General features: G+C 68.8%; 23 protein-coding genes. 16 read left to right on the forward strand and 7 right to left on the reverse strand.

The genetic code is table 11. The features are described from left to right. Positions 1-133 precede the first annotated feature (133 nt). The 3 genes from AC27VN_RS08045 to AC27VN_RS08055 are packed head-to-tail and all read left to right on the forward strand — an operon-like array spanning position 134 to position 2242. Positions 134-796: a Vgb family protein gene (locus AC27VN_RS08045; RefSeq protein ID WP_431514410.1), complete on the forward strand. Its 663-nt coding sequence runs from the start codon at positions 134-136 to the stop codon at positions 794-796. Between the two features lie 29 nt (positions 797-825). After that, complete coding sequence (locus tag AC27VN_RS08050) at positions 826-1596, forward strand: DUF899 domain-containing protein (protein ID WP_490876192.1); 771 nt, start codon at positions 826-828, stop codon at positions 1594-1596. 22 nt (positions 1597-1618) lie between these two features. Continuing rightward, positions 1619-2242: a hypothetical protein gene (locus AC27VN_RS08055; RefSeq protein WP_490876193.1), complete on the forward strand. Its 624-nt coding sequence runs from the start codon at positions 1619-1621 to the stop codon at positions 2240-2242. 54 nt (positions 2243-2296) lie between these two features. Here the strand turns inward: AC27VN_RS08055 and AC27VN_RS08060 are convergent, their stop codons facing one another. After that, on the reverse strand, positions 2297-3526 hold the full coding sequence (locus AC27VN_RS08060) for a Rieske 2Fe-2S domain-containing protein (RefSeq protein ID WP_490876194.1): 1230 nt from the start codon (positions 3524-3526) through the stop codon (positions 2297-2299). Between the two features lie 156 nt (positions 3527-3682). Continuing rightward, positions 3683-4168 (reverse strand): MarR family winged helix-turn-helix transcriptional regulator, encoded by a 486-nt coding sequence (locus tag AC27VN_RS08065; protein ID WP_490876195.1) that lies wholly within the window; start codon positions 4166-4168, stop codon positions 3683-3685. Positions 4169-4417: 249 nt separating this feature from the next. Between AC27VN_RS08065 and AC27VN_RS08070 the strand changes: the two genes are divergently transcribed. The 8 genes from AC27VN_RS08070 to AC27VN_RS08105 all read left to right on the forward strand — a co-directional run bounded on the left by AC27VN_RS08070 (position 4418) and on the right by AC27VN_RS08105 (position 12311). After that, positions 4418-5386: a Bug family tripartite tricarboxylate transporter substrate binding protein gene (locus tag AC27VN_RS08070; protein WP_490876196.1), complete on the forward strand. Its 969-nt coding sequence runs from the start codon at positions 4418-4420 to the stop codon at positions 5384-5386. 99 nt (positions 5387-5485) lie between these two features. After that, on the forward strand, positions 5486-6055 hold the full coding sequence (locus tag AC27VN_RS08075; RefSeq protein WP_172705342.1) for a MarR family winged helix-turn-helix transcriptional regulator: 570 nt from the start codon (positions 5486-5488) through the stop codon (positions 6053-6055). A 33-nt stretch (positions 6056-6088) separates the two neighbouring features. Beyond that, on the forward strand, positions 6089-7372 hold the full coding sequence (locus AC27VN_RS08080) for a Rieske 2Fe-2S domain-containing protein (protein WP_490876197.1): 1284 nt from the start codon (positions 6089-6091) through the stop codon (positions 7370-7372). An 82-nt stretch (positions 7373-7454) separates the two neighbouring features. Further along, complete coding sequence (locus AC27VN_RS08085) at positions 7455-8480, forward strand: Bug family tripartite tricarboxylate transporter substrate binding protein (RefSeq protein WP_490876198.1); 1026 nt, start codon at positions 7455-7457, stop codon at positions 8478-8480. Positions 8481-8525: 45 nt separating this feature from the next. Further along, positions 8526-9494 (forward strand): PDR/VanB family oxidoreductase, encoded by a 969-nt coding sequence (locus AC27VN_RS08090; protein WP_490876199.1) that lies wholly within the window; start codon positions 8526-8528, stop codon positions 9492-9494. Between the two features lie 117 nt (positions 9495-9611). After that, on the forward strand, positions 9612-10436 hold the full coding sequence (locus tag AC27VN_RS08095; RefSeq protein ID WP_490876200.1) for an AadA family aminoglycoside 3''-O-nucleotidyltransferase: 825 nt from the start codon (positions 9612-9614) through the stop codon (positions 10434-10436). A 238-nt stretch (positions 10437-10674) separates the two neighbouring features. Then, positions 10675-11823, forward strand: a complete 1149-nt coding sequence (locus tag AC27VN_RS08100; protein ID WP_490876201.1) for an ImmA/IrrE family metallo-endopeptidase — start codon at positions 10675-10677, stop codon at positions 11821-11823. Then, positions 11823-12311 carry a DUF4411 family protein gene (locus tag AC27VN_RS08105; RefSeq protein WP_490876202.1) on the forward strand — a complete coding sequence of 163 codons (489 nt, stop codon included), beginning with the start codon at positions 11823-11825 and terminating at the stop codon, positions 12309-12311. The genes AC27VN_RS08100 and AC27VN_RS08105 overlap by 1 nt, the downstream gene beginning before the upstream one ends. 115 nt (positions 12312-12426) lie before the next feature. Here the strand turns inward: AC27VN_RS08105 and AC27VN_RS08110 are convergent, their stop codons facing one another. Continuing rightward, entirely contained in the window at positions 12427-13377 is a 951-nt protein-coding gene (locus tag AC27VN_RS08110) for a LysR family transcriptional regulator (RefSeq protein WP_490876203.1), read from the reverse strand. Between the two features lie 143 nt (positions 13378-13520). Here AC27VN_RS08110 and AC27VN_RS08115 point away from each other — a divergent pair, with 143 nt between their 5' ends. After that, a complete protein-coding gene (locus AC27VN_RS08115) occupies positions 13521-14939 on the forward strand; it encodes an aldehyde dehydrogenase family protein (RefSeq protein ID WP_490876204.1) in 1419 nt (472 codons plus the stop codon). 15 nt (positions 14940-14954) lie between these two features. Here the strand turns inward: AC27VN_RS08115 and AC27VN_RS08120 are convergent, their stop codons facing one another. The 4 genes from AC27VN_RS08120 to AC27VN_RS08135 are packed head-to-tail and all read right to left on the reverse strand — an operon-like array spanning position 14955 to position 18270. Continuing rightward, the gene (locus AC27VN_RS08120) at positions 14955-15671 is read right to left on the reverse strand and encodes an ABC transporter ATP-binding protein (RefSeq protein WP_490876205.1); all 717 of its coding nucleotides are present in this window, start codon (positions 15669-15671) and stop codon (positions 14955-14957) included. Between the two features lie 3 nt (positions 15672-15674). Beyond that, entirely contained in the window at positions 15675-16433 is a 759-nt protein-coding gene (locus tag AC27VN_RS08125) for an ABC transporter ATP-binding protein (RefSeq protein ID WP_490876206.1), read from the reverse strand. Next, on the reverse strand, positions 16430-17365 hold the full coding sequence (locus AC27VN_RS08130) for a branched-chain amino acid ABC transporter permease (RefSeq protein ID WP_490876207.1): 936 nt from the start codon (positions 17363-17365) through the stop codon (positions 16430-16432). Before AC27VN_RS08130 ends, AC27VN_RS08125 begins: the two co-directional genes overlap by 4 nt. After that, on the reverse strand, positions 17365-18270 hold the full coding sequence (locus AC27VN_RS08135; RefSeq protein ID WP_256222704.1) for a branched-chain amino acid ABC transporter permease: 906 nt from the start codon (positions 18268-18270) through the stop codon (positions 17365-17367). Before AC27VN_RS08135 ends, AC27VN_RS08130 begins: the two co-directional genes overlap by 1 nt. A gap of 137 nt (positions 18271-18407) precedes the next feature. Between AC27VN_RS08135 and AC27VN_RS08140 the strand changes: the two genes are divergently transcribed. The 4 genes from AC27VN_RS08140 to AC27VN_RS08155 all read left to right on the forward strand — a co-directional run. Then, complete coding sequence (locus AC27VN_RS08140) at positions 18408-18863, forward strand: nuclear transport factor 2 family protein (RefSeq protein WP_398495726.1); 456 nt, start codon at positions 18408-18410, stop codon at positions 18861-18863. A gap of 13 nt (positions 18864-18876) precedes the next feature. Then, complete coding sequence (locus AC27VN_RS08145) at positions 18877-20088, forward strand: cytochrome P450 (protein ID WP_479669458.1); 1212 nt, start codon at positions 18877-18879, stop codon at positions 20086-20088. A gap of 125 nt (positions 20089-20213) precedes the next feature. Further along, positions 20214-21344: an ABC transporter substrate-binding protein gene (locus AC27VN_RS08150; protein ID WP_490876208.1), complete on the forward strand. Its 1131-nt coding sequence runs from the start codon at positions 20214-20216 to the stop codon at positions 21342-21344. 75 nt (positions 21345-21419) lie between these two features. Then, positions 21420-22185 (forward strand): MFS transporter (locus AC27VN_RS08155; RefSeq protein WP_490876209.1); only part of this gene is annotated, 766 nt, incomplete at its 3' end.

Below are 22185 nucleotides of genomic sequence, written 5' to 3' on the forward strand. Positions count from 1 at the left end.
GACTCGCGCGCGCCGCTGGCTGGCGCCGCCGCTGGCTGGTTTCACGACGATCTTGTTACTCCCCTCCACGCTCGCGATTGCATAGAGTTGTCTCCAAGGCGCCGATGTCCGGTGCCCTCCCAAGGAGCCAACCATGACAGCCAAGACCATCCACGACAGTTCCAGGGCCCGGGCGGCCGAGATCGTGCGCGAGTACGGGCCCTTCGCGGGCGCCACCCAGGTGCACGGCGTGACCCACGACGGCCAGCGCGTCTGGGCCGCCACCGGCGAGAAGCTGGTGGCCTTCGACCCCGACAGCGGCGAGACCACCAAGGCGCTGGACCGCACCTGCGATGCCGGCACGGCCTTCGACGGCACCCACCTCTACCAGATCGCCGAAGCCCGCATCGACAAGATCGATCCCGCCACCGGCCAAGTGCTGGCCTCGATCCCCGCGCCCGGCCAGGGCAGCGACTCGGGCCTCACCTGGGCCGAGGGCAGCCTGTGGGTGGGCCAGTACCGCGACCGCAAGATCCACGAGATCGATCCCGCGACCGGCGCCGTGCGCCGCACCATCGAGTGCAACCGCTTCGTGACCGGCGTGACCTGGGTCGACGGCGAGCTGTGGCACGGCACCTGGGAAGCCGAGGAGAGCGACATCCGCCGCATCGACCCGCGCAGCGGCGAGGTGCTCGAGCGGCTCGAGATGCCGCGCGGCACCGGCGTCAGCGGGCTCGAGTCCGATGGTGCCGGCCTCTTCTACTGCGGCGGCGGCCCTAGCGGCAAGGTCCGCGCGGTGCGCCGGCCCGCGCACTGATCCACCGAACCTCAAGCAAGGAGCATCCGATGAATGCAACGACCACCGAAGCAGGCACGGCGCAGCACGCCGTCGTCTCCAGGGCGCAATGGACCGAGGCGCGCCGCGGCCTGCTGGAGCGCGAGAAGGAACTCACGCGACTGGGCGACCAGATCGCGCGCGAACGCCGCGCGCTGCCCTGGGTGCGTGTCGAGAAGGACTACGTGTTCGACACGCCCGACGGCCCGTGCGCGCTGGCCGACCTGTTCGAGGGCCGCAGCCAGCTGCTGGTGCAGCACTTCATGTTCGCGCCCGGCTGGGAACAGGGCTGCCCGAGCTGCTCGTACATGGCCGACCACAACGACGGCGCCGCCCCGCACCTGGCCGCGCGCGACGTCACGCTGCTCGTGGTCTCGCGCAATACGCTGCCCGAGATCGAGCGCTTTCGCGAACGCATGGGCTGGCGGTTCAAGTGGGTCTCGTCGGCGCGCAACGACTTCAACCACGACTTCCACGTCAGCTTCACGCCCGAGGAATTCGCGAGCGGCTCGGTCTACTACAACTTCGCCATGCAGCCCTTTCCGCAGGCCGAGGCGCCGGGCATCAGCGTGTTCCACAAGGACGCGTCGGGCCAGGTGTTCCACACCTACTCGCGCTATGGCCGCGGCGTGGAAGTGATGATGGGCGCCTATCCGCTGATCGACCTCGTGCCCAAGGGGCGCGACGAGGAAGGGCTCGAGCACACGATGGCATGGGTGCGTCATCACGACCGCTACGAGACGCGGCCCGCGGCGGATGCGTGCTGCGGATCGCGCGGCTGAGACCCGACGCGAGGCATGTTCCATGACCGCGCTCTGGCCCTGGCTGGCCGTCGCGGGACTCGGCGCCTTCCATGGGCTGAGTCCGGCCAATGGCTGGATGTTTGCCGCGGCCTGGGGCGTGCAGGCGCGTGACGATGGCAGGGCACGGCGCGCGCTGCTGCCGATCGCCGTGGGGCATTTCGCATCGGTCGCGATCGTGGCCTTGGTCGTCGCGCAGGGGCTATGGCTGGACCGTGCGCTGGTGCAGGTGCTGGCTGGTGCGCTGCTCCTCTTCGCAGCGGCCTACCGGTTGCTGCGCGCCGGCCGCTCCACCATGGGATGGCGCGCCAGCCATGCAGGCCTCGCGGGCTGGTCCTTCGTGATGGCGACCGCGCACGGCGCCGGGCTCATGCTGGTGCCCGCGCTCGTGCCGCTGTGCCTCGCCGGCGATCCCGCGCGAGCCATCACCGCATCGGGCTCGATGGCGCTGGCGCTCGCCGCGGTCGCGGTGCACACGGCGGCGATGCTGCTGGCCACCGGGCTGATCGCCACCGGCGTGTGCCGCGGCATCGCGCGGCATCCGCGGCTGCTCGAGGGCCGGGTGTTGCGACTGGGCTGGACCGCGGCGCTGGCGGCGGCCGGTCTGCTGTTGATCGCGACGCGCTAGCCAGCGCGAGATGCGAGTCCTTCGGGACGGAGCCATGGTCCGCGCAATCGACCCTCACTCGAAGTAGTTGCCCGCCCGCACGATCACTCGTTGCGACTCGGGCCCGGTGCCCTCGGGGATGGCGCCTTCCTGGATCGCGCGGATCTGCCGGGTCAGGAGCCGCCTCAGCATCACGACGCCCTTGTCGCTCGTCGCGAGGTGCTCGTCGCTGTGGGCCGGGATGCTCCCCTGGCTGGACTGCGCTTCATAGTCGTCGGGAAACTGCTTGTGCTCCTGTTCGCTCATCTCCCACCACGTCTTGCCCTCGTGCGTCGCCATCCGCGAGCGGCGTGAATAGAGCGGTTCCTCGTTCTTCGGCACCCTGGCCACGCCGAACGAGCGGTGGTGATGGCTGTCGACGGGAACCAGCCACGCCACCTCGCGGCCCTTGCCGGGCGTGAGCTCGATCGAGGGAACGATGCGCACGTTCGGCAGAAGGGTTTGCGTGATGCGCGTGAGCACGCCCGACTCGGTCTTGCGGACCGAGCGATACATCACGCCGTGGTCGCACAGTTCCCACTCGACATTCGGCATGACGGCCATCTGCTGCCTGAACTGCACGCCGCTGAAGCGGGAATGCAGGATCACGACATGGAAGGGATCCATCACGTTCTCGAAGTTCTGCAGCCAGCTGTAGGGCGCGACGGGGTTCTCGGCCGTCGTGCCGCCGCCGATGTAGAAGCTCTTGTCCTCCTGCTGCAGCTCCTCGTCCGGGCCCAGTTCCTCCAGGACGTCATAGTGCGGCAGCGGGGGCATCGCATCGAGCGGCCCCATGTAGGCGAACACCAGGCCGTAGCGCTCCTCCACCGGATACCAGGGCTGCCGGCACTTGTCGCGATGCTGCCCGCCGCCGGGCTCGCACGGTTGCTCGACGCATGCGCCGTCCACGGCGAACAGCCAACCGTGATAGCAGCAGCGGATCCCTTCGTCCTCGACCTTGCCGTAGTACAGCGAACTTCCACGGTGCGCGCAATGCTCGTGCAGCAATCCCGCGCGACCCTTGCCATCGCGAAAGAGGATCAGGTCCTCCCCGAGGATCCGCACCTTCGCCGGATCGCTCGTGACCTTGGCCGAGATGCCGACCGGATGCCAGTAGCGGCGCATCAGCTCCCCGCACGGCGTTCCCGGTTCCACCAAGGTCAGGAAGTCGTCGGAACGCCCGGGCTGCTTGCCATAGCCACCGCCCTGCTGGCGCTTGCCGAGAAACACGATCGGTTGCTGACGAGGAGACGCGGTGTCGTTCATGGATGAGGGCTTGCGAAGTGGGCGCTGGCGACATTGCCTCGACCCCGTGATCGGGATCAATTAATTGCATTATGCAAATGATTATGTCGCCTCGCAAGTCGGTTCATGCCCGCGAGAAACGATGCGCCGTGCCCGCATGGCGCGAGCGCGGACCCTTCAATCGTCTTCGCCTTGCCTCGTGACCAGCACGCCTTGCGCGAGCGCCGCCACCTGCGCATCGATGCGTTCCAGGATGCTCTCGAGGCTGCGCACTTCCTGGCTGGTCAGCCCCGCGCGCAGGAAGAATTCGTTGGTCATCGCGCCCTGCTCGATCTCGTCGTAGGTCGAGCGGCCCTGCGAGGTCAGTTGAAGGCTGGCGCGCCGGCGGTCGGCGGGGTCCGCTTCGCGCGTGATCAGGCCCCGCTTCACCAGCAGATCGATGGAACGCACCACCCGATAGGGATCCGAGGAGGTCTTGGCGCCCAGCTCGCCCGCCGAAAGAGGCCCATAGCGAGCGATCACGGCCAACGAGCGCCAGGCCGGCATCGTGAGCTGGTGCTGTTCGACGTACTTGGCGGCCATCACCGCGCCGACGCGAGAGGCCACCAGGCCGAAACGGTAGGAGATCCAGTTCTCCAGGGGAAGCTTCTTCTTTGAGGCCATGACTGCCAGCGCGAGCTGCTTGAGCAAGGGTTTCCGAGGATAGCGCAGCGATCCGGTCGAGCGCGGTCGCCCTGGACCGCCTCGCCAGTCCGTCCTGGGATGCCAAACACCGATTGCGGGCTTGGTTTTTTATTTTCATAATGCAAGTATCAAGGCGCGGTTTCGGGCCGAGACGGACCGGGACCGGATGCTTGGATGGATGGCGCCTTGCCGAGCAAGAGACAGAACATTCACAGGAGACAGACCCCCATGAAATACAGAAGCCGCTCCGCGCTCTTCCTGCTGCCACTGGCGTTCGGCCCCTGGGCAGCCCGCGCGCAGGACCCCTGGCCCAACCATCCGGTCCGGCTGATCATTCCCTTTCCGCCGGGAGGATCCACCGACTCGCAGGGCCGGCTGGTCGGCCAGCACCTCGGCGAACTCTGGAGACAGCCGGTCATCGCGGACAACAGGCCCGGTGCCGGGACCGTGCTGGCAACCAACACGGTGGCGAAGGCACAGCCCGACGGCTACACCCTCGGGATCGTGGTGTCCTCGCATGCCATCAATCCCACGCTGCGCCCGAACCTTCCCTACGACACCCTGAAGGATCTGCTGCCGATCTCGGAGATCGGCGTGCAGCACATCATCCTCGTGGCCAATCCATCGCTGCCGGCCAACACCCTGCAGGAGGTGCTCGAACTCGCGCGCAAGGACCCCGGCAAGCTCAGCTATGCCAGTCCCGGCAGCGGCACGGCCCATCACCTCGTCATGGAGCTTCTCAAATCCAGGACCGGCGTGAACATCGTGCATGTCCCCTACCGCGGAGGCGCTCCCGCGCAGCAGGACGTGATGGGCGGCCAGGTGCCCCTGCTGATGGACACGTACTACGCCAGCGAGGCGCTCATCAAGGCCGGCAAGCTCAAGCCGATCGCCCTGTTCAGCCCGAAGCGGCCAGCCAGCGTGCCCGACATTCCCGTGGTCGCGGAGACGGTTCCCGATGTCTCGGCCACCAGCAGCGTCGGCCTGGTCGCGCCCGCGGGCACGCCCTCCGCCGTCATCGCCAGGATCAGTTCCGACATCGCGCGATCGGTGCGGACAAAGGCCTTCGCCGACCGACTGCTGACGATGGGCCTCGACCCCGTGGGCTCCTCGCCCCAGGAGTACGACCAGCGGATCCGCAGCGACATCCTCAAGTGGGCGCCCGTGATCAAGGCGACCGGCGCCACGGCCGACTGAGCGGCGCCGACGCGTGCATCGGGGACCCGCCGAATTCATTGTTGACACATCAACGTTGATAGATCAACAATCAGCGTTTCGCAAGCTTCCGAACTCACCATGCCGGCCAAGAAAACGCCTTCCGCACCTCGGCGCGCCCAGCGCGCCAGCCCTCCCGCCAGGACGCAGGAGCGCAGACACGACGGCCATGACCCCGTCGTGGGACGCCCGGTGCCCGGGCTCGCCACCGACTTCATCGGCTGGCTGGTCACGAGCCTGTCCGTGCGGTTGAGCCGCAGCGCTTCGAGCTACTACATGCAGCGCTGGGACATCGGGACCACCGAATACCGGCTGCTGCTGGCGCTGGGCGTCGAGCACGAATGCAGCGCCGCGTTCGTGGCCGCCGCCGCCGATGTCGACAAGGCAGCGGCCAGCCGAAGCCTCCAGGTCCTGAGCCAGCAGGGCCTGGTCGTTCTCGCCCGGCATGGGCGGGAGATGACGATCAGCCTGACCGAAACCGGGCGCTCGCTCTCGCAGGAGCTCTACAGCACCTCGCTGCAGCGCGAGACGCGCCTGACCCACGGCATGAGCGCGGCACAGGTCAAGCGATTGCGCGCGGACCTGCACCAGCTGATCGAGAACCTGCCGCGCATGGGCGACGACAGCCTCGACGCCGATCCCGCGGACTGACTTCCTCCATTCCAAGACAACCCCACGCGAACCATGCTCAGCAAAGAAAACAACGACCTCCTGACCCGCACCGGCCCCGACACCCCCATGGGCCAACTGATGCGCTGCTTCTGGACACCGGCCATGACCGAGGCCGAAGTGCCGGCCGCCGACGAGGCGCCGGTGCGCCTGCAACTGCTCGGCGAAGCACTCGTGGTGTTCCGCGACACCGAAGGCCGGGTCGGCGTGCTCGACCAGCACTGCCCGCACCGCGGCGCCAGCCTCTTCTTCGGACGCAACGAGGAAGGCGGCGTTCGCTGCGTCTACCACGGCTGGAAATTCGGCGTCGATGGCGAGTGCCTCGACATGCCGACCGAGGCATCCGACAGCCCCATGCGATGCAAGGTGCGCGCGCGCGCCTACCCGGCACGCATCGCCGGCGGCGTGCTCTGGGTCTACATGGGCGAGCCCGACAAGATGCCGCCGCTGCCCGACTTCGAATGGCTCGGGCTGCCTTCCTCGCACGTCTACGTCTCGCGCTGGGAACAGGATTGCAACTATGCGCAGGCCATGGAGGGAGAGCTCGACAGCGCGCACGTGGGCTTCCTGCACAGCCTCGTCGACAAGACCCACGACGACGACCGCGCGCTGACGGGGCGCTTCTTCAAGAACGACAAGGCGCCGCTGTGGAAGATCGTGCCGACGCCTTCCGGCTTCCTGGCCTGCAATGGCCGTCGCGTCGACGAGAGCCAGCGCTACTGGCGCGTGAACCAGTTCCTGCTGCCGTTCTACACGATGATTCCGCCGCACCCCGCCGAGGCCCGGCTGGTGCGCATGTGGGTGCCGATGAACGACGAGCGCTGCTGGGTGCTGTGCGCCACCTTCCGGCCGGACCGTCCGCTGGAGGAGAAGGAGCTCACGGCCTGGCGCAATGGCGACTACGCGCACCGCCGGGTGATTCCCGGCACCACGCGTCCCACCGAGCGGCTGGACAACGACTACCTGATCGATCGGCAGCAGCAGAAGACCGTCTCCTTCACGGGCATCGCGGGCATCCGCGCGCAGGACGCGATGGTGTCGGAGTCGGCAGGTCCCATCGTGGACCGCACCCGCGAGCACCTGGGGAGCAGCGACCGTGCCGTGGTCGCGATGCGCCGCTCGCTCATGGAGGCGGCGCGCGCCTGCGTGGACGGCCAGCGGCCCGTCGGACCCGACCATCCGTACCTCTACAGCGTTCGCGCCACCCAGACGGTTCTGCCCGAAAGCCTCGACCCCACCGAGTCCGACGAGCTCATGGGCACCGCGCGTCCCAAGGATCTGCCAGCCGCCTCGGCCTGAACCGGTTGCAAACGACGGCAGCACAAGAGGCGCCCACGCCCCGCTGCCCCGCCCCTACATGCCAAACACCAGGAGACCCACGATGAAATCCCCCCATGCCCGACCCGGCGCGCGAGCGCTGATCCGTTCCATTGTTCTGGCCGGCCTCTTCAGCCTCGGCCTCGCGCAGAGCCAGGCGGCCGAGACCGATTACCCCAGGCAGCCGGTGAGCATCATCGTGCCCTTCGCGCCCGGCGGCAGCCTCGATGCGACGGCGCGCGTCATCGCCGAGAAGCTGCGCGACCTGCTCGGCCAGCCGGTGCTGGTGGTGAACCGCCCCGGCGCCGGCAGCGCCGTGGGAGCGCGCTACGTCGCCCAGGCCAAGCCGGACGGGTACACGCTGTTCATCGCCTCCGGCTCGGCCTTCGGCTTCCTGAACCTGATCGTTCCGAACTTCGAATACCAGCTGAAGGACTATGCCCCGCTGGGCGGCGTGGCCGTCTACACCTCGCTGTTCGCGACCAACGCGTCGGTGCAGGCCAAGACCCTGCCCGAACTGGTGAAGCTCTCGCACGAAAGGGCCGGCGGCCTGAGCTTCTGCACGACGGGCGTGAGCGGACTGAACCACCTCCAGCTCGAGATGTTCAAGGGCCTGGTCAAGACGAAGACCGGGACCGCGCTCAACGTGATCCACGTGCCCTACAACGGCGTGGCACCGGCCCTCACCGCGCTGAAGGCCGGCGAGGTGCAGGCCTGCGCGCTGCCCTACAGCACCATCGTGCGCAACTTCGAGGGCAACGGCATCCACAACATCGCCGTGCAGCGCCATGAACGACTGAAGGCCATGCCCCAGGTCGGCACGACGGGCGAACAGGGCTACGCGGAGATGGACGACAACGAGCAGCTCGTGACCCTGTCGGCGCCCGCGGGCACGCCGGCACCGGTGATCGCCAAGCTCGAGTCCGCGCTGCAGACCACGATGAAGGACCCCGAGATCGTGAAGAAGCTCAACGACCTCGACGTGCAGCCCACCTTCGTGGGCTCCGCCGAGGCGCGCAAGTGGCTCGAGAAGGACGTCACCAAGTTCAGCAAGGTGATCAAGGCAGCCGGCCTGGCCGTGCAGCAGTAACGAGGAAGGATGACGAGGCCGCATCCGATGCGGCCTCGAATGGACATGCAGCAAACGACCACCGACACCCCCTCGCAGGCCGACGAGCTCCTGCGGGTTCAGGTGAGCGCCATGCGCCTGGAATCGCCCGACGTGCTCAGCATGGAGCTGAGCGGCGTCGACGGCCTGGAACTCCCCCCGGCGTCGCCGGGCGCCCACGTCGACGTGCGCCTGCGCGATGGCCTGACCCGCCCGTACTCCGTCGTGCGTGGCGACGAAGGCATCTACGTGCTGGCCGTGAAGCGCGAGCCATCCGGCCAGGGTGGCTCCGCCCATGTGCACGAGCGGCTTCGTGTCGGCGACCTGATCCGGGTCTCGGCACCGCGCAATCATTTCGCCCTGGCCGACGACACGGGTCCCGCCGTGCTGATCGCGGGAGGCATCGGCATCACGCCGCTGCTTCCGATGGCGCGTGCGCTCGAGCGCGCGGGCCGCTCCTGGCGACTGCACTATGCCGCGCGCGGTACCGCGGCGGCCCCCTTCGTGCGCGAGCTTCGACAGCTGGGCGACCGGGTCCGCCTGCACGACAGCGAGACCGCCGGACGCCTCGACCTGGCCGCGCTCGTGGCAAAGGCGGAGCCCGGAGCGCATTTCTATTGCTGCGGTCCCGCGGGCATGCTGGATGCCTTCGCCGAGGCGACGCGGGATCTCGATCCGGCGCGCGTGCACATGGAACGCTTCGGCGCCGCCGCACCGCCCGCGGATGCGGGCAGCTTCGAGGTCCGGCTCGCGAAGAGCAATCGACGCGTGCTCGTGAAACCGGACATGAGCACCCTCGACGCATTGCTCGAGGCCGGCGTGGACGTGGATTACTCGTGCCGGCAAGGCATCTGCGGCGCCTGCGAGGTCCGCGTGCTCGAAGGCATCCCGGACCACCGCGACGAGATCTTGACCGATGCCGAGCGGGCCAGCCACAAGACGATGATGGTGTGCTGCTCCCGCGCCTGCAGCCCGGCCTTGGTGCTCGATCTCTAGGAGCCTGCGCGGCTTCGGAAAAAGGAATGCCCCTGGTATGGGCAGGTGCACGATTGCACGCAGGGGTGGAGGACGCTCGAATAGGCGCTTTGCCGCTCCACCCAGCCCCCTGCCCCGATGACCGCATTGCTCCCCATCGACATCGCACCGCAACTCTCGCTCTCGCGCGTCGTGCTCGAACGCCACCTGCCCGGCCGCATCGAATCCCTGCACCTGTTCGGCTCGGCCGTCGATGGTGGCCTCCAGCCCGAGAGCGATATCGACCTGCTGGTCTGCGTGACCGCTCCGCTGACGGCCGCGACCCGGCAAGCGCTGATGACCGATCTGCTTTCGGTGTCGGCCCCGCCCGGTGCCGACGCGGCGCTGCGACCGCTCGAGGTGACGATCGTCGTGCACGACGAGGTGCTGCCCTGGCGCTACCCGCCGCAGCGCGAACTGCAGTTCGGCGAATGGCTGCGCGACGCGTTGAAGGCCGGCATCTTCGACGCGCCCGAGGTCGACCGCGACCTCGCGATCCTGCTGACCAAGGCCAGGCAGCACAGCGTCGCGCTGATCGGCCCCGCCGCCGAGACCTTGTTCGATCCGGTGCCCGCGAGCGACTTCGCACAGGCGCTGCACGACACCATCGGCATCTGGAACGAACCCGCGGACTGGGATGGCGACGAGCGCAACGTGGTGCTCGCGCTGGCGCGCATCTGGTTCAGTGCCGCGACCGGTGGCATTGCTTCGAAGGATGCGGCTGCGGCGTGGGTGATCGAACGGCTGCCTGATGAACTGCGGCCGTTGATCGCGCGGGCGAGGGAGGCCTATCTGGGGCATGCGGTGGACGATCTGGCGTCGCGGCAGGGTGAGGTGGCGGCGTTCGTGGCGCATGCCAAGGAAGCGGCGCAGCAGGCGTTGGAGTTACGCGCTTCACGCGGCGCGAACTCTGCACAGGATTGAAAGATATCTTCTTCGCCCGTCATACGGAGGCGAGTCGCCGTCGCGAACATTGCAGGGCCGAGGTCGGACCACGCTAGGTGCCTCAGTCATCTACGACTGCAAGATCAATTGAGGCGGCGCACACGCCGTCCGGCCAATCAGCGCCAGTCAGTCCGTTCTTCCGCCCGTCCGTCGGCGACAGGATGTTCCGAGGCCCGGCACCAGCCTTCGCATGTTCGCCTTGCGATAAGCTCCATCCATGATCCGCGTCCCCGTTCAACCCGCTCTTTTCGTCTGGGCGCGCCAGCGCGCGCGGATGGACGAAGCCGTGTTGGCGGCGCGCTTTCCGCAGTTGCCGGGCTGGGAGGCAGGCGAGACACATCCGACACTGCGACAACTGGAACACTACGCCCAGGCCACTCACGCCCCGCTGGGCTATTTCTTCCTGCCGGCACCACCACAGGAAGCTGTTCCCATCCCGGATTTTCGGACCATGCGTCAGGGCTTGCCCCGATTGAGCGCCGACCTGCTGGACGTCATCTACACCTGCCAGACACGGCAGACCTGGTATCGGGACGAGGCCGTCATCCATGGCGAGACCCCCCTGCCGTTCGTCGGAAGCGCAACGCTGGCCACCCCGACGACAGAAGCCGCCCAACTCATTCGCCAGACCCTGGGCTTCAGCGTGGATGCGCGTCGCGAATGTCCGAGCTGGGCAGAGGCTCTGCGGTTGTTCATTGCGCAGGCCGAACAAGCCGGGGTGATGGTGATGGTCAGCGGCGTCGTGATGAACAACAACACGCGCCATCTGGACCCTCAGGAGTTTCGAGGTTTCGTGTTGGCAGACGCGCTCGCACCGCTCGTGTTCATCAACGGGGCAGACAGCAAGGCCGCGCAGATGTTCACCCTGGCGCATGAGTTGGCCCATCTGTGGCTGGGCCAAACCGCCCTGTCCGATGCTGCGATGGTCGAGACTTCCAATCACGCGATCGAGACCTGGTGCAACCGCGTGGCAGCCGAGTTGCTGGTTCCTCAAGCCGAGTTCCGCGCAGCGCTGCAACGTGACGAGGCACTGGATCTGGCCTTGCAGCGTCTGGCCCGGCATTTCAAGGTGAGCACGCTGGTGTTGCTGCGGCGCATGCTGGACGTGGGCTGGCTGGACAGGAGTGCGTTCTGGGTCGCCTACCGCGCCGAGGAAGCACGCCTGAAGGCCTTGACTCAGCGCAATGCCGGCGGCGGCGACTTCTATCGAACCACCGTTGCCCGCGTCAGCAAGCGCTTTGCGCAAACCTTGGTGGCCAGCACCCTGGAAGGACGCACGCTGTACCGCGATGCGTTCCGCATGCTCGGCATCGCCAAGCCAAGCACCTTCAACGAGCTGGGACGAACCCTGGGGTTCCCGACCTGATGGCCTACCTGCTCGACGCCAACGTCTTCATCCAGGCCAAGAACCTGCAATATGGTTTCGATTTCTGTCCCGCCTTCTGGGAATGGCTCACTCAGACGCATGGCGCAGGCAGGCTGTACAGCATTCGACAGGTAGGCGACGAGTTGACCGCAGGGGCCGACGAGTTGACGTCCTGGGCCGAAGCGCAGGGCGATGGATTCTTCGTACCGACCGATGCCGACGTGCTGACGGCCGCTCCCGCTGTGAGTGGCTGGGTGGTCAGGCAGGGTTTCGATCCCGCGGCAGTCAACACCTTCTTGCAGGTGGCGGACTTCTGGCTTGTCGCGGCGGCGCTGGCGGGCCGACACACGGTGGTCACGCACGAGGTCGCGTCGTCGACACTCAAGCGCATCAAGATTCCCAATGTCTGCGTCGGGCTGGGCATCGAGTTCATGAACCCCTATCAGATGCTGCGCAAGGAGCAGGCACGCTTTGTCCTTGGCGGGTGAGGCTGAGCCTCTACGTTTCCGCGCAATCACGTCCGCAGCGGACTTCCAGACATCCTCCCCGGAAGTCACTCCGCAAATTGCAAGAGCAGTTTGCGCATCGCAAACCACCTGCAGCTCACGGTCCGGACCGCCGTGACGACTTCGCCACGTCCCTCGAGGACTTTCGCTTCACCGGCCTTGCCCCAGCGTTTCGCTCCTCCTCTTTCGCCCGCAGCTCATGCACCAAATCCACCAACGCCCGCAGCGCCGCAGGCAAATGCCGATGCCCCGCGTAATAAAGGCACAACCCAGGCACCGGCACCGTCCACTCCTCGAGCACGCGCACCAGCCGACCGCTGGCGATGTCCTCCGCCACATACCACTCGGCCAACTGCGCCACGCCCACCCCTTGCCGCACCGCCTCCAGCATCAGCATCGGCGCATCGAGCACCAGCGGCCCCGGCACATCGACAGTGAAAGGTTCGCCGCCCTGCGCGAACTCCCACGGTGAGGGCACGCCGCTCGGCAGGCGCGCGCGGATGCAGGCGTGTTGCATCAGGTCGGACGGCACCTCGGGCCGGGGGCGGTTCGCGAAGTACTCGGCCGACGCCACCACGGCCATGCGCAGGCTGCCGCCGAGCGGCACGCGGACCATGTCGCGCGGCACCAGCGGCGCGAGGCGCAGGCCGGCGTCGAAACCCTCGGCGACGATGTCGACCATGCGGCCCTCGGTGACGATGTCGACGGTCACGCCCGGATGACGGCGCAGGAACTCCGCCACGAGCGGCCGAAACACCATCAGCGCCGCGCCCAGCGCGCTGTTGATGCGCAGGGTGCCACCCAGCGTGGCGCGGCGCTCGCCGACGCTGTCCATCGCATCGCGGATGTTCGTGACGGCCGGGGCGATCTGCTCGACGAACTGACGGCCGGCCTCGGTCAGCGAGACGCTGCGCGTGGTGCGATGGAACAGCCGCGCGCCGAGCCGGGCCTCGAGGCTCGACACCGCGTTGCTGACGGCGGTGGTCGACATCTCGAGCTCCACCGCCGCGGCGCGAAAGCCCTGGCGCCGCGCGACGGCCAGCACCACCTCGAGTTCGATCAGGCCGCTCTTGTGCATTGTTCCGAATTTCTGGATGAGTCATCTCATTTTGATCGGATTCTCAAAACGACGACGGATTCCTAGACTGCTTTCAACCCGCCATCCGGCGGCACCCGTCAGGAGTCAGCACCATGTGGAACATCGACAAGGCCTACATCGACGGCGCCTTCGTGCCCGTGCAGGGCACCGAGGTCGTGGAGATCGCCAACCCCGCGACCGAACAGCGCATCGGCAGCGCGACGCTCGCCAACCGCGACGACGCGAAGCGCGCCATCGCGGCCGCGCAGCGCGCCCAGCCCGCGCTGGCCGCCACCGGCAAGGCCGAGCGCATCGAGATGCTCGAGCGGCTGCGCACCGCCGTGCTCGCGCGCACCGACGCGATCCGCGACGCGACCATCGAGGAGTACGGCGGCCCGCTCGCGCGCGCGCAGTGGGTCAGCGACTACGCCTCGCAATGCTTCGCCAACGCGGCGCGCACGCTCGAGGCCTTCGAGTTCACGCGCCGCGTGGGCGAATCCACGGTGACGATGGCGCCGGTCGGCGTGGCCGGGCTGATCGCGCCGTGGAACAGCGTCGCCGGCTCGGTCTGCAGCAAGCTCGCCTCGGCGATCGCGGCGGGCTGCGCGTCGGTCATCAAGCCCAGCGAGCTGGGGCCGATCCAGGCCCAGGTGGTGACCCAGGCGCTGCACGACGCGGGCCTGCCCGCGGGCGCGTTCAATGTGCTGCTCGGCCGCGGCGCCGACGTGGGCGACGAGATCGCCACCCATCCCGGCATCGCGAAGCTGTCGTTCACGGGCTCGACGCCCACGGGCAAGCTGATCGCGCGCGCCGCGCTCGACACCATGAAGCGCGTGAGCCTCGCGCTCACCGGCAAGTCGGCCTCGATCGTGCTCGACGATGCCGACTTCGCGAGCGCGCTGCCGCTGGCGCTCAACGCGGCCTTCATGAACAACGGCCAGGCCTGCGTGGCGGGCACACGGCTCCTGATCCCGCGTGCGCGCATGCGGGAAGCGATCGAGCGCATCGCCGCCATCGCAACAGCGTTGCGCGTGGGCGATCCGCGCGATCCGGCCACGGCGATCGGGCCGCTGTTGAACGCGGCCCAGTTCGAGCGCATCCAGCGCTTCATCCGGCGCGGCAAGGAACAGGGCGCGACGCTCGTCGCCGGCGGCGAGGGCCGGCCCGAGGGGCTGTCGCGCGGCTGGTACGTCAGGCCCACGGTGTTTGCCGATGTGCGCAACGACATGGACATCGCGCGCGAGGAGATCTTCGGGCCGGTGCTGTCGGTGCTGGGCTACGAGGGCGAGGACGAGGCCGTCGCGATCGCCAACGACTCGCCCTACGGACTGCAGGCCTACGTGTTCTCGTCCGATGCGCGGCGCGCCGGCCGCGTCGCCGAACGCCTCGAGGCCGGTACGGTGCTCGTCAACCGCATCGCACCCGACCTGCTCGCGCCCTTCGGCGGGGTCAAGCAGTCGGGTGTCGGGCGTGAGTTCGGGGTGTTCGGGCTCGAGGCCTTCCTCGAGCCGAAGACGATCACCACCGCCTGAGCCTGCCCGTGCCGATCAGGCGATCAGGCCGGCACGCCCGAAGTAATGGTCCGCAATCACCGGATCGTTCGCCAGCTCGCTCGCCATGCCCTCATGCACGATGCGCCCCTGCTCGAGCACCGCGGCACGGTGCGCGGTCTGCAGCGCGAGGCGCGCGTTCTGCTCCACCAGCAGGATGGTCATGCCCTCGCGGTTGAGCTGCACCAGCGCGCGGAACACCTCCTTGATGATCACGGGCGCGAGCCCGAGACTGGGCTCGTCGAGCATCAGCACGCGCGGGCGCGCCATCAGCGCGCGGCCGATCGCGAGCATCTGCTGCTGGCCGCCCGACAGCGAACCCGAGAGCTGGTGGCGTCGGTCCTTGAGCACCGGGAACAGCGCGTGCACGCGCTCCAGGTCCTGCGCGTCGCTGCCGCGCACGCCGGCGGCCTGGCGGCCGAGTTCGAGGTTCTCGGCCACCGACAAGGGCGCGATCACGCGCCGGCCTTCGGGCACCTGGATGATGCCGGCGCGCGAACGCAGGTGCGCGGGCATGCGGCCCAGCGGCTGGCCCTCGAAGCGGATCTCGCCGCCCGTGGGCACGAGGCCCGAGAGCGCGTTCACCAGGCTCGACTTGCCGGCGCCGTTGGGGCCGATCAGCGCGAAGATCTCGCCCTGCTTCACATGGAGGCTCACGCCGCGCAACGCCTGGATGCCGCGGTAGTGGACGTCGAGGTTTCGGATCTCGAGCATGGTTCAGGCTCCCAGATAGGCTTCGACGACCTTCGGGTCGCGACCCACCGCCTCGGGCTGGCCGTCGGCGATCAGCCGGCCCGAGGCCAGCACGTACAGGTGCGAGCACAGCGACATGACGAAGCGCATGTTGTGCTCGATCAGCAGCACCGCCACGCCACTCGCGGCCACGTTGCGGAAGATGCCGGCGAGGCTCTCGGCCTCGGCGTCGTTCATGCCGGCCACGGGCTCGTCGAGCAGCAGCAGCTTCGGGCTGGTGGCCAGCGCGCGCATCATCTCGATGCGCCGCTGATGGCCGTACGACAGGCTGCCCGCGCGGTGCTCGGCCAGCGCGGCCATGCCGAAGCGCTCGAGCAGCTCCATCGCGCGCGCATCGAGCTCGCGCGCCTCGGCGCGCGCCGACGGCAGGCCCAGCAGGTTGGCCCACAGGCCGGACTTCTCGTGCCGATGGAAACCCGCCACCACGTTCTCGCGCACGCTCGCGTCGGGCACCAGCCGGATGTTCTGGAAGGTGCGCGCCACGCCGGCGCGCGCGAGCGTGGGCGCCTCGTCGCGCGACACGTCGCGGCCCTCGAGCAGCACCCGGCCCGCGGTCAGGTGCAGCAGCCCGGTGATCAGGTTGACCACCGTGGTCTTGCCCGCGCCGTTGGGGCCGATCAGGCCGGTGATCTGGCCGGCCGGCACCTGCAGGCTCAGGCCGTCGACGGCCGGCACGCCGCCGAAATGGCGGGCCACGCCTTCGAGAACCAGGGTCGCGGTCATGGGCGCACGCCTCCTTCGATCGATGTCTTGACGATGGGCGCCTTGGGCACCGCCGGTGCCGCGGGCGGGCGCGGCGCATGGCCCGCCTGGCGCCGCAGCCGGCGGTCGTGCAGCAGCGCGATCGCGGTGTCGGCCACGCCGCGCGGCAGGTAGACGATCACCAGCATCAGCAGGATGCCCTGCACCACGTTGCGGTAGTCGGCGAACACGCGGAACAGCTCGGGCAGGGTGGTGAGGATGGCCGCGCCCACGAGCGCGCCCCACACCGAGGTGCGCCCGCCGAGCACCACCATCGCGAGTACCGCCACCAGCATGCCGAAGCCGAATTCGCCGGGCGTGATGGCGTAGCTGCTCGAGGCCTGCAGCGCGCCGCCCAGGCCCGCGAGCAGGCCCGAGAGGATGAACGCGATGCGCTGGTGGTAGGGCACGGAGATGCCGAGCGACACGGCCACGGTCTCGTCCTCGCGGATCACGTCCATCGCGCGGCCGATGCTGTGGCGGCCCATCGCGGCCAGCAGCGCGACCACCACGACCACGATCAGCAGCAGCTCGCCGGTGCCGGCCACCTTGGGAATGCCGCTGATGCCGATCGCGCCGTTGGTCACGCTGGTCCAGTTCTGCGTGGCCGACAGCACGATCTGCACCATGGCCAGGGTGGCGACCGCCTGGAACACGCCGCGCAGCCGCGACAGCGGGAAAGCCAGCACGGCACTCGCGAGGCCGCCGAGCGCGGTGCCCGCGGCGATCGCCGCCAGCGGCGGCCAGCCGGCCTTGACCACCAGCAGCGCGCAGCCATAGGCGCCGATGGCGGCGAAGCCCGCGCTGCCGAGCGAGAACACGCCCGCGCGCAGCACCACGTACTGGCTCATCGCGAGCATCGCGTAGACCAGGATGTGGTCGAACAACGACTGGTAGGTGTAGAAGAAGTTCATCATGCGCGTTGCACCCGCATGGCGGCGGACGATTGACCGAACAGGCCGGTGGGCCGGACCAGGATGACGACGAACAGCGCGGTGAAGACGATCGCCTCCGCCACGCCCGAGGAGACGTAGGCCACCGCGAGCGTCTGCACGATGCCGATCGCGAGCCCCGCGATCAGCGCGCCCGGAATGCTGCCGAGCCCGCCGAGGATGATGATCACGAAGGCGCGCAGCAGCAGCGGCTCGCCCATCGCGAAGTGCACCGAGTTGAAGACCAGCCCGATCAGCACGCCGGCCATGCCCGCGAGCGCGCCCGAGATCAGGAACACCTGCATGTTCACCGGCCCGGGGTTGATGCCCAGCAAGCGCGAGGTCTGCTCCGAATAGGCGACGCAGCGGATGCGCTGGCCGAAGCCGGTGCGGTAGAGGTACCAGACGAGGCCGAACACCATTGCCACCACCAGCGCCACGATCACCAGCTGCAGCAGCTGCACGCGCACGCCGCCGATGGTGTAGATGACCACCGGGAAGGCGTCGAAGGGAAAGCGCATCACGGCCGTGTTCGACAGCTTCTGCGCCAGCGCCAGCAGCACCAGGTCGGCGCCGATCGACGAGACGATGGCCGAGAACTCCGGCGCGCCGCGGCGGCGCAGCGGCCGGAACGCGAACAGGTCGAGCGCCACCGACACCAGCCCGCCCGCGAGCATGCCGATCAGCAGGGCGACGTAGATCGGCGCGTCGAGCACCGTGACGGCGTACAGGCCCGCGAACGCGCCCCACATGAACACCGAGCCGTGGGCCATGTTCATGATGTGGTTGACCCCGAACAGAAGGGTAAACCCGAGCGCGAACAGCGCATAGACGCTGCCCACGACCACGCCATTGAGTAGTTGTTGCATCAGCATGGCGGCGATCATCGGAATGCGGCCCTTGGTTGTATGTCCCCTTGCGGTGGTACGGGTGCGCCCGGGGCCGCCGTCCCCCGCATGGGGACAGACGCGCGCGGCGCGCCTGCGGACACTGGGCCAAGCACTGTGCCGACCCTGGAGACCCCATGCGCTTTCCGCAACTGCCCGTCGAGGACGAGCTCGAGATCCGTTCCCTGTTCGCCCGCTACGGCCACCTGGCCGACGCCGGCGATCCCGACTTCGCCCAGCTGTTCACCGAGGACGCCAGCTGGACCCGCGCCAACTCGCCACCCGCCTCGCAGGGCGGCAGCGGCCTGCCGCCCGAAACCATCCACGGACGCGACCATCTGCTGGCGCTGATGGAAGAGGTGATGAAGAAGAAGTTCAGGCAGCGCATGCACCACCAGATGACCGACTTCTACGCCGTGCCCGGCGAAGGCGCCGACGAGGCCCACGGCCATGCGCGCGCGCTCATCACCGACTGGCGCGACGGCCCCGGCAAGATCGCGATGTTCGGCAAGTACGAGCTGCGCTTCCGGCGCACCGGCGAGGGCTGGCGCATCGCCGACATGACCGTTCGCGTGCTGCCGAGCGCGGATTGAGGAGGACCGACCCATGAACGCCACCGCCACCCTGTCCGTTCCCGACGCGCCGGTCCTCGACGAGGATCCGTTCTCCGACGCGAACATCGCCGATCCCTATCCGCTGTTCGACCGCATGCGCGAGATGGCGCCCGCGGTCTACGTCGCGCCGCACGGCTACTACGCCGTCACGCGCCATGCCGAGGCCGGCATCGTCGCGAGCGACTTCGAGCGCTTCACGGTCGAGGGCGGCGTGGGCATGAGCGACATCCGCAAGCCCGGCGCGTGGCGCACGCGCAGCCCGATCTCGGAGATCGACCCGCCCGAGCACACGCGCGTGCGCGCCGCGCTGCAGCGCATCCTGTCGCCGCTGGTCGTGAAGAGCTGGAAGGAGAAGTTCGCGCAGCGCGCCGAGGAGATCGCCGAGGCCGCGGTGGCGCGCGGCCGCGTCGACGGCGTGGCCGACATCACCGAGGCCTACGTGCTCGAGGTGTTCCCGGCCGTGCTCGGCATCGCGGTGCCGCCCGAGCGCATCAAGCTCACGGGCGAGCTCAACTTCAACCAGCTCGGGCCGAACAACGAGCGCGTGGCGCAGGCGCTCGAGCGTGCCGCGCCGATCATGGACTGGTACCAGCAGGTGCTGCAGCGCGAGCACACGCTGCCCGGCGGCTTCGCCGAGAAGATCTACGAGGCCGAGGACGCGGGCCATTTCGACAAGGGCACGGCACCGCTGCACGTGCGCTCCTTCTTCCGCGCCGGCGTCGACACCACCATCGCGGGCATCGGCTCCACGCTCAAGCTGCTGGCCGAGCACCCCGACCAGTTCGCGCTCGTGAAAGCCAACCCGGCGCTCATCAAGGGCGCGTTCGAGGAGGCGCTGCGCCTGGAGTCGCCGGCGCAGGTGATGTTCCGCACCACCACGGGCGAGGTCGAGCTCGGCGGCGTGCGGCTGCGCGCCGACACCAAGGTCGGCTACCACATGGGCGCCGCCAACCGCGACCCGCGCCAGTGGCCCGATCCCGCGCGCTTCGACGTCACGCGCCAGACCGCGGGCGTGCACCGCGCCTTCGGCGTCGGCGCGCACGTGTGCATCGGCCAGATGATCTCGCGGCTCGAGGCCGAGAGCATCCTCGGCGCGCTGGTGCGGCGCGTGCAGCGCATCGAACCCGCGGGCGCATCGCGCTGGCGGCCGGTCAACACGCTGCGCACGCTCGACGTGCTGCCGCTGCAGCTGGTGGCCGAATAGCTTCGGCGCCGCTTCGGGTCGGTCCGTCCCCTGTGATGGGGACTGACGCAACCCGGATGCATGAAGACACTGCCATGGCCCCCTGAGAAAAACCGCGCACCTTCGCGCGCCCTTGGAGACACACCATGACCATGCATCGCAGAGCCGCCGTCGCCGGCGCGCTGCTTCTCGCCTTCAGCGGCCTCGCCTTCGGGCAGGGCAAGGAGATCCCCGTCGGCGTGTTCAACGCCATGACCGGCACCTACGCCTTCGGCGGCGTGCCGATCCAGAACGCCATGAAGCTCGCGCTGGAGGAAGCCAACGCGCAGGGGCTGCCCGGCGGCAACAAGTTCAGGATCGTCGAGGGCGACACCGCGGGCGACAAGGGCCAGGTCATCAACCTCGTCAACCAGTTCGGCAAGCGCGACAACGTGATGCTGATCCTCGGCCCCACGGTCAGCGCCGAGGCCCTGGCCGGCGCGCCGGTGGCCAACGACCTCAAGCTGCCGATCCTCGCCATCGGCAGCTCGCCCGGCATCCTCGCCACCGGCCCCTGGGCCTTCAAGATCCAGGCCACGCCGACCGACATCATGGGCTTCCTCGGCAAGCTGGCCTCGGAGAAGCTCGGCGTGAAGCGCGTGGTGCTGCTGCACGACCAGAGCAGCGACGGCTACATCGGCCAGAAGAACGCGCTGGCCGACTACTTCACCAAGGCCGGCGTCACCATCGCGGCCGACGAGAAGTTCATCTCCTCCGACTCCAACTTCCTCGCGCTCGCGACCAAGGTCGCGACCACGCCCACCGACGCCATCTTCATCGCCGCGCCGGCCGAGGTCTCGGCCAACCTGATCCTGCAGATCCGCCAGGCCGGGCTCGAATCGAAGGTCAAGTTCATCGGCCCGTCGACGCTGGGCTCGGCCGGCTTCATCAAGGCCGGCGGCAAGGCGGTCGAGGGCACCTACTTCGTGTCGGACTATTCGCCCAACAATCCCTCGCCGATGAACCAGGCCTTCGTGAAGGCCTACCAGGCCAAGTACAAGGCCGTGCCCGACAACTGGGCCGGCATGGGCTACGCGCTGGGCCAGGTCGCGGTGCAGGCGGTGAAGAACGCGGGCCCGAACCCCGATCGCACGAAGATCCGCGACGAGCTCGCGAAGCTCAACAAGGTGCCGATGGTGCTGGGCAACGGCACCTGGAGCGTGGACGCGGGGCGCAACCCGAGCTACGGCGGCGTGCTGCTGCAGGTGAAGGGCGGGGAGTTCGTGGCGGTGCAGTGATGGCCTGAGCGGGGCGCCGCGAGCGCGGACGGCGGGCTTGCCGCACAATGCGCCGTCCTTTCGACGCCCCCGGCCATGCCCCTTCCCAAGACCGGCCTGCTCGCGCAGGTCTCCGCCGCCCACCTCGTCAGCCACCTGCACATCATGGCGCTGCCCGCGCTGCTGCCGGTGTTGCCCGGCGCGTGGGGCCTGAGCTTCGTCGAGCTCGGCCTCGCGCTCAGCGTGTTCAACGTGGTGTCGGCGCTGGTGCAGGCGCCGCTGGGCTTCGCGGTCGACCGCTTCGGCGCGCGGCGCCTGCTGATGGCCGGCCTGCTGCTGGGCGGCGCGGCCTTCGGCTCGCTCGCGTTCTCGGGCCACTACGCCTGGCTGCTCGTCGCGATGGCGCTGGCGGGCATCGCCAACGGCGTCTATCACCCCGCCGACTACGCGATGCTCTCGGCCGGCATCGACAGCGCGCGCATGGGCAAGGCCTTCTCGGTCCATACCTTCGCGGGCTTCGTCGGCGGCGCCATCGCGCCCGCCCTGCTGATGGGCATCGCCAGCACGCTGGGCGTGCGCTGGGCCTTCGCCGCCACCGGCCTCGCGGGGCTGCTGGCCTGGGTCTTCCTGTTCGCGGGTGAGAAGCCGGCGCTCGCCGCGCGGCCCGCGAGCAAGCCGAAGACCGCGGCCGGCAATGGAGCGGGCGTGCGCATCCTCACGCCCGCGATCCTCACGCTGACGCTGCTCTACGTGCTGCTGAGCCTCAGCACGAACTCGATCGGCAGCTTCTCGGTGTCGGCGCTGGTCGGCGGCTATGGCGTGAACCTCACCTGGGCCAATGCGGCGGTCACGGCCTTCCTCT

It is taken from the genome of Variovorax sp. 20P10.2.4 (assembly GCF_058244205.1).

Excerpts from the sequence above, each read along its gene's own strand:
- AC27VN_RS08095 (WP_490876200.1), top strand. The coding sequence starts at position 9,612 with ATGACCGCATTGCTCCCCATCGACATCGCACCGCAACTCTCGCTCTCG.
- AC27VN_RS08135 (WP_256222704.1), bottom strand. The coding sequence starts at position 18,270 with ATGATCGCCGCCATGCTGATGCAACAACTACTCAATGGCGTGGTCGTG.
- AC27VN_RS08050 (WP_490876192.1), top strand. The coding sequence starts at position 826 with ATGAATGCAACGACCACCGAAGCAGGCACGGCGCAGCACGCCGTCGTC.
- AC27VN_RS08065 (WP_490876195.1), bottom strand. The coding sequence starts at position 4,168 with ATGGCCTCAAAGAAGAAGCTTCCCCTGGAGAACTGGATCTCCTACCGT.
- AC27VN_RS08075 (WP_172705342.1), top strand. The coding sequence starts at position 5,486 with ATGCCGGCCAAGAAAACGCCTTCCGCACCTCGGCGCGCCCAGCGCGCC.
- AC27VN_RS08130 (WP_490876207.1), bottom strand. The coding sequence starts at position 17,365 with ATGAACTTCTTCTACACCTACCAGTCGTTGTTCGACCACATCCTGGTC.
- AC27VN_RS08120 (WP_490876205.1), bottom strand. The coding sequence starts at position 15,671 with ATGCTCGAGATCCGAAACCTCGACGTCCACTACCGCGGCATCCAGGCG.
- AC27VN_RS08145 (WP_479669458.1), top strand. The coding sequence starts at position 18,877 with ATGAACGCCACCGCCACCCTGTCCGTTCCCGACGCGCCGGTCCTCGAC.
- AC27VN_RS08080 (WP_490876197.1), top strand. The coding sequence starts at position 6,089 with ATGCTCAGCAAAGAAAACAACGACCTCCTGACCCGCACCGGCCCCGAC.
- AC27VN_RS08085 (WP_490876198.1), top strand. The coding sequence starts at position 7,455 with ATGAAATCCCCCCATGCCCGACCCGGCGCGCGAGCGCTGATCCGTTCC.
- AC27VN_RS08070 (WP_490876196.1), top strand. The coding sequence starts at position 4,418 with ATGAAATACAGAAGCCGCTCCGCGCTCTTCCTGCTGCCACTGGCGTTC.
- AC27VN_RS08100 (WP_490876201.1), top strand. The coding sequence starts at position 10,675 with ATGATCCGCGTCCCCGTTCAACCCGCTCTTTTCGTCTGGGCGCGCCAG.
- AC27VN_RS08105 (WP_490876202.1), top strand. The coding sequence starts at position 11,823 with ATGGCCTACCTGCTCGACGCCAACGTCTTCATCCAGGCCAAGAACCTG.
- AC27VN_RS08125 (WP_490876206.1), bottom strand. The coding sequence starts at position 16,433 with ATGACCGCGACCCTGGTTCTCGAAGGCGTGGCCCGCCATTTCGGCGGC.
- AC27VN_RS08140 (WP_398495726.1), top strand. The coding sequence starts at position 18,408 with ATGCGCTTTCCGCAACTGCCCGTCGAGGACGAGCTCGAGATCCGTTCC.
- AC27VN_RS08060 (WP_490876194.1), bottom strand. The coding sequence starts at position 3,526 with ATGAACGACACCGCGTCTCCTCGTCAGCAACCGATCGTGTTTCTCGGC.
- AC27VN_RS08045 (WP_431514410.1), top strand. The coding sequence starts at position 134 with ATGACAGCCAAGACCATCCACGACAGTTCCAGGGCCCGGGCGGCCGAG.
- AC27VN_RS08055 (WP_490876193.1), top strand. The coding sequence starts at position 1,619 with ATGACCGCGCTCTGGCCCTGGCTGGCCGTCGCGGGACTCGGCGCCTTC.
- AC27VN_RS08150 (WP_490876208.1), top strand. The coding sequence starts at position 20,214 with ATGACCATGCATCGCAGAGCCGCCGTCGCCGGCGCGCTGCTTCTCGCC.
- AC27VN_RS08090 (WP_490876199.1), top strand. The coding sequence starts at position 8,526 with ATGCAGCAAACGACCACCGACACCCCCTCGCAGGCCGACGAGCTCCTG.
- AC27VN_RS08115 (WP_490876204.1), top strand. The coding sequence starts at position 13,521 with ATGTGGAACATCGACAAGGCCTACATCGACGGCGCCTTCGTGCCCGTG.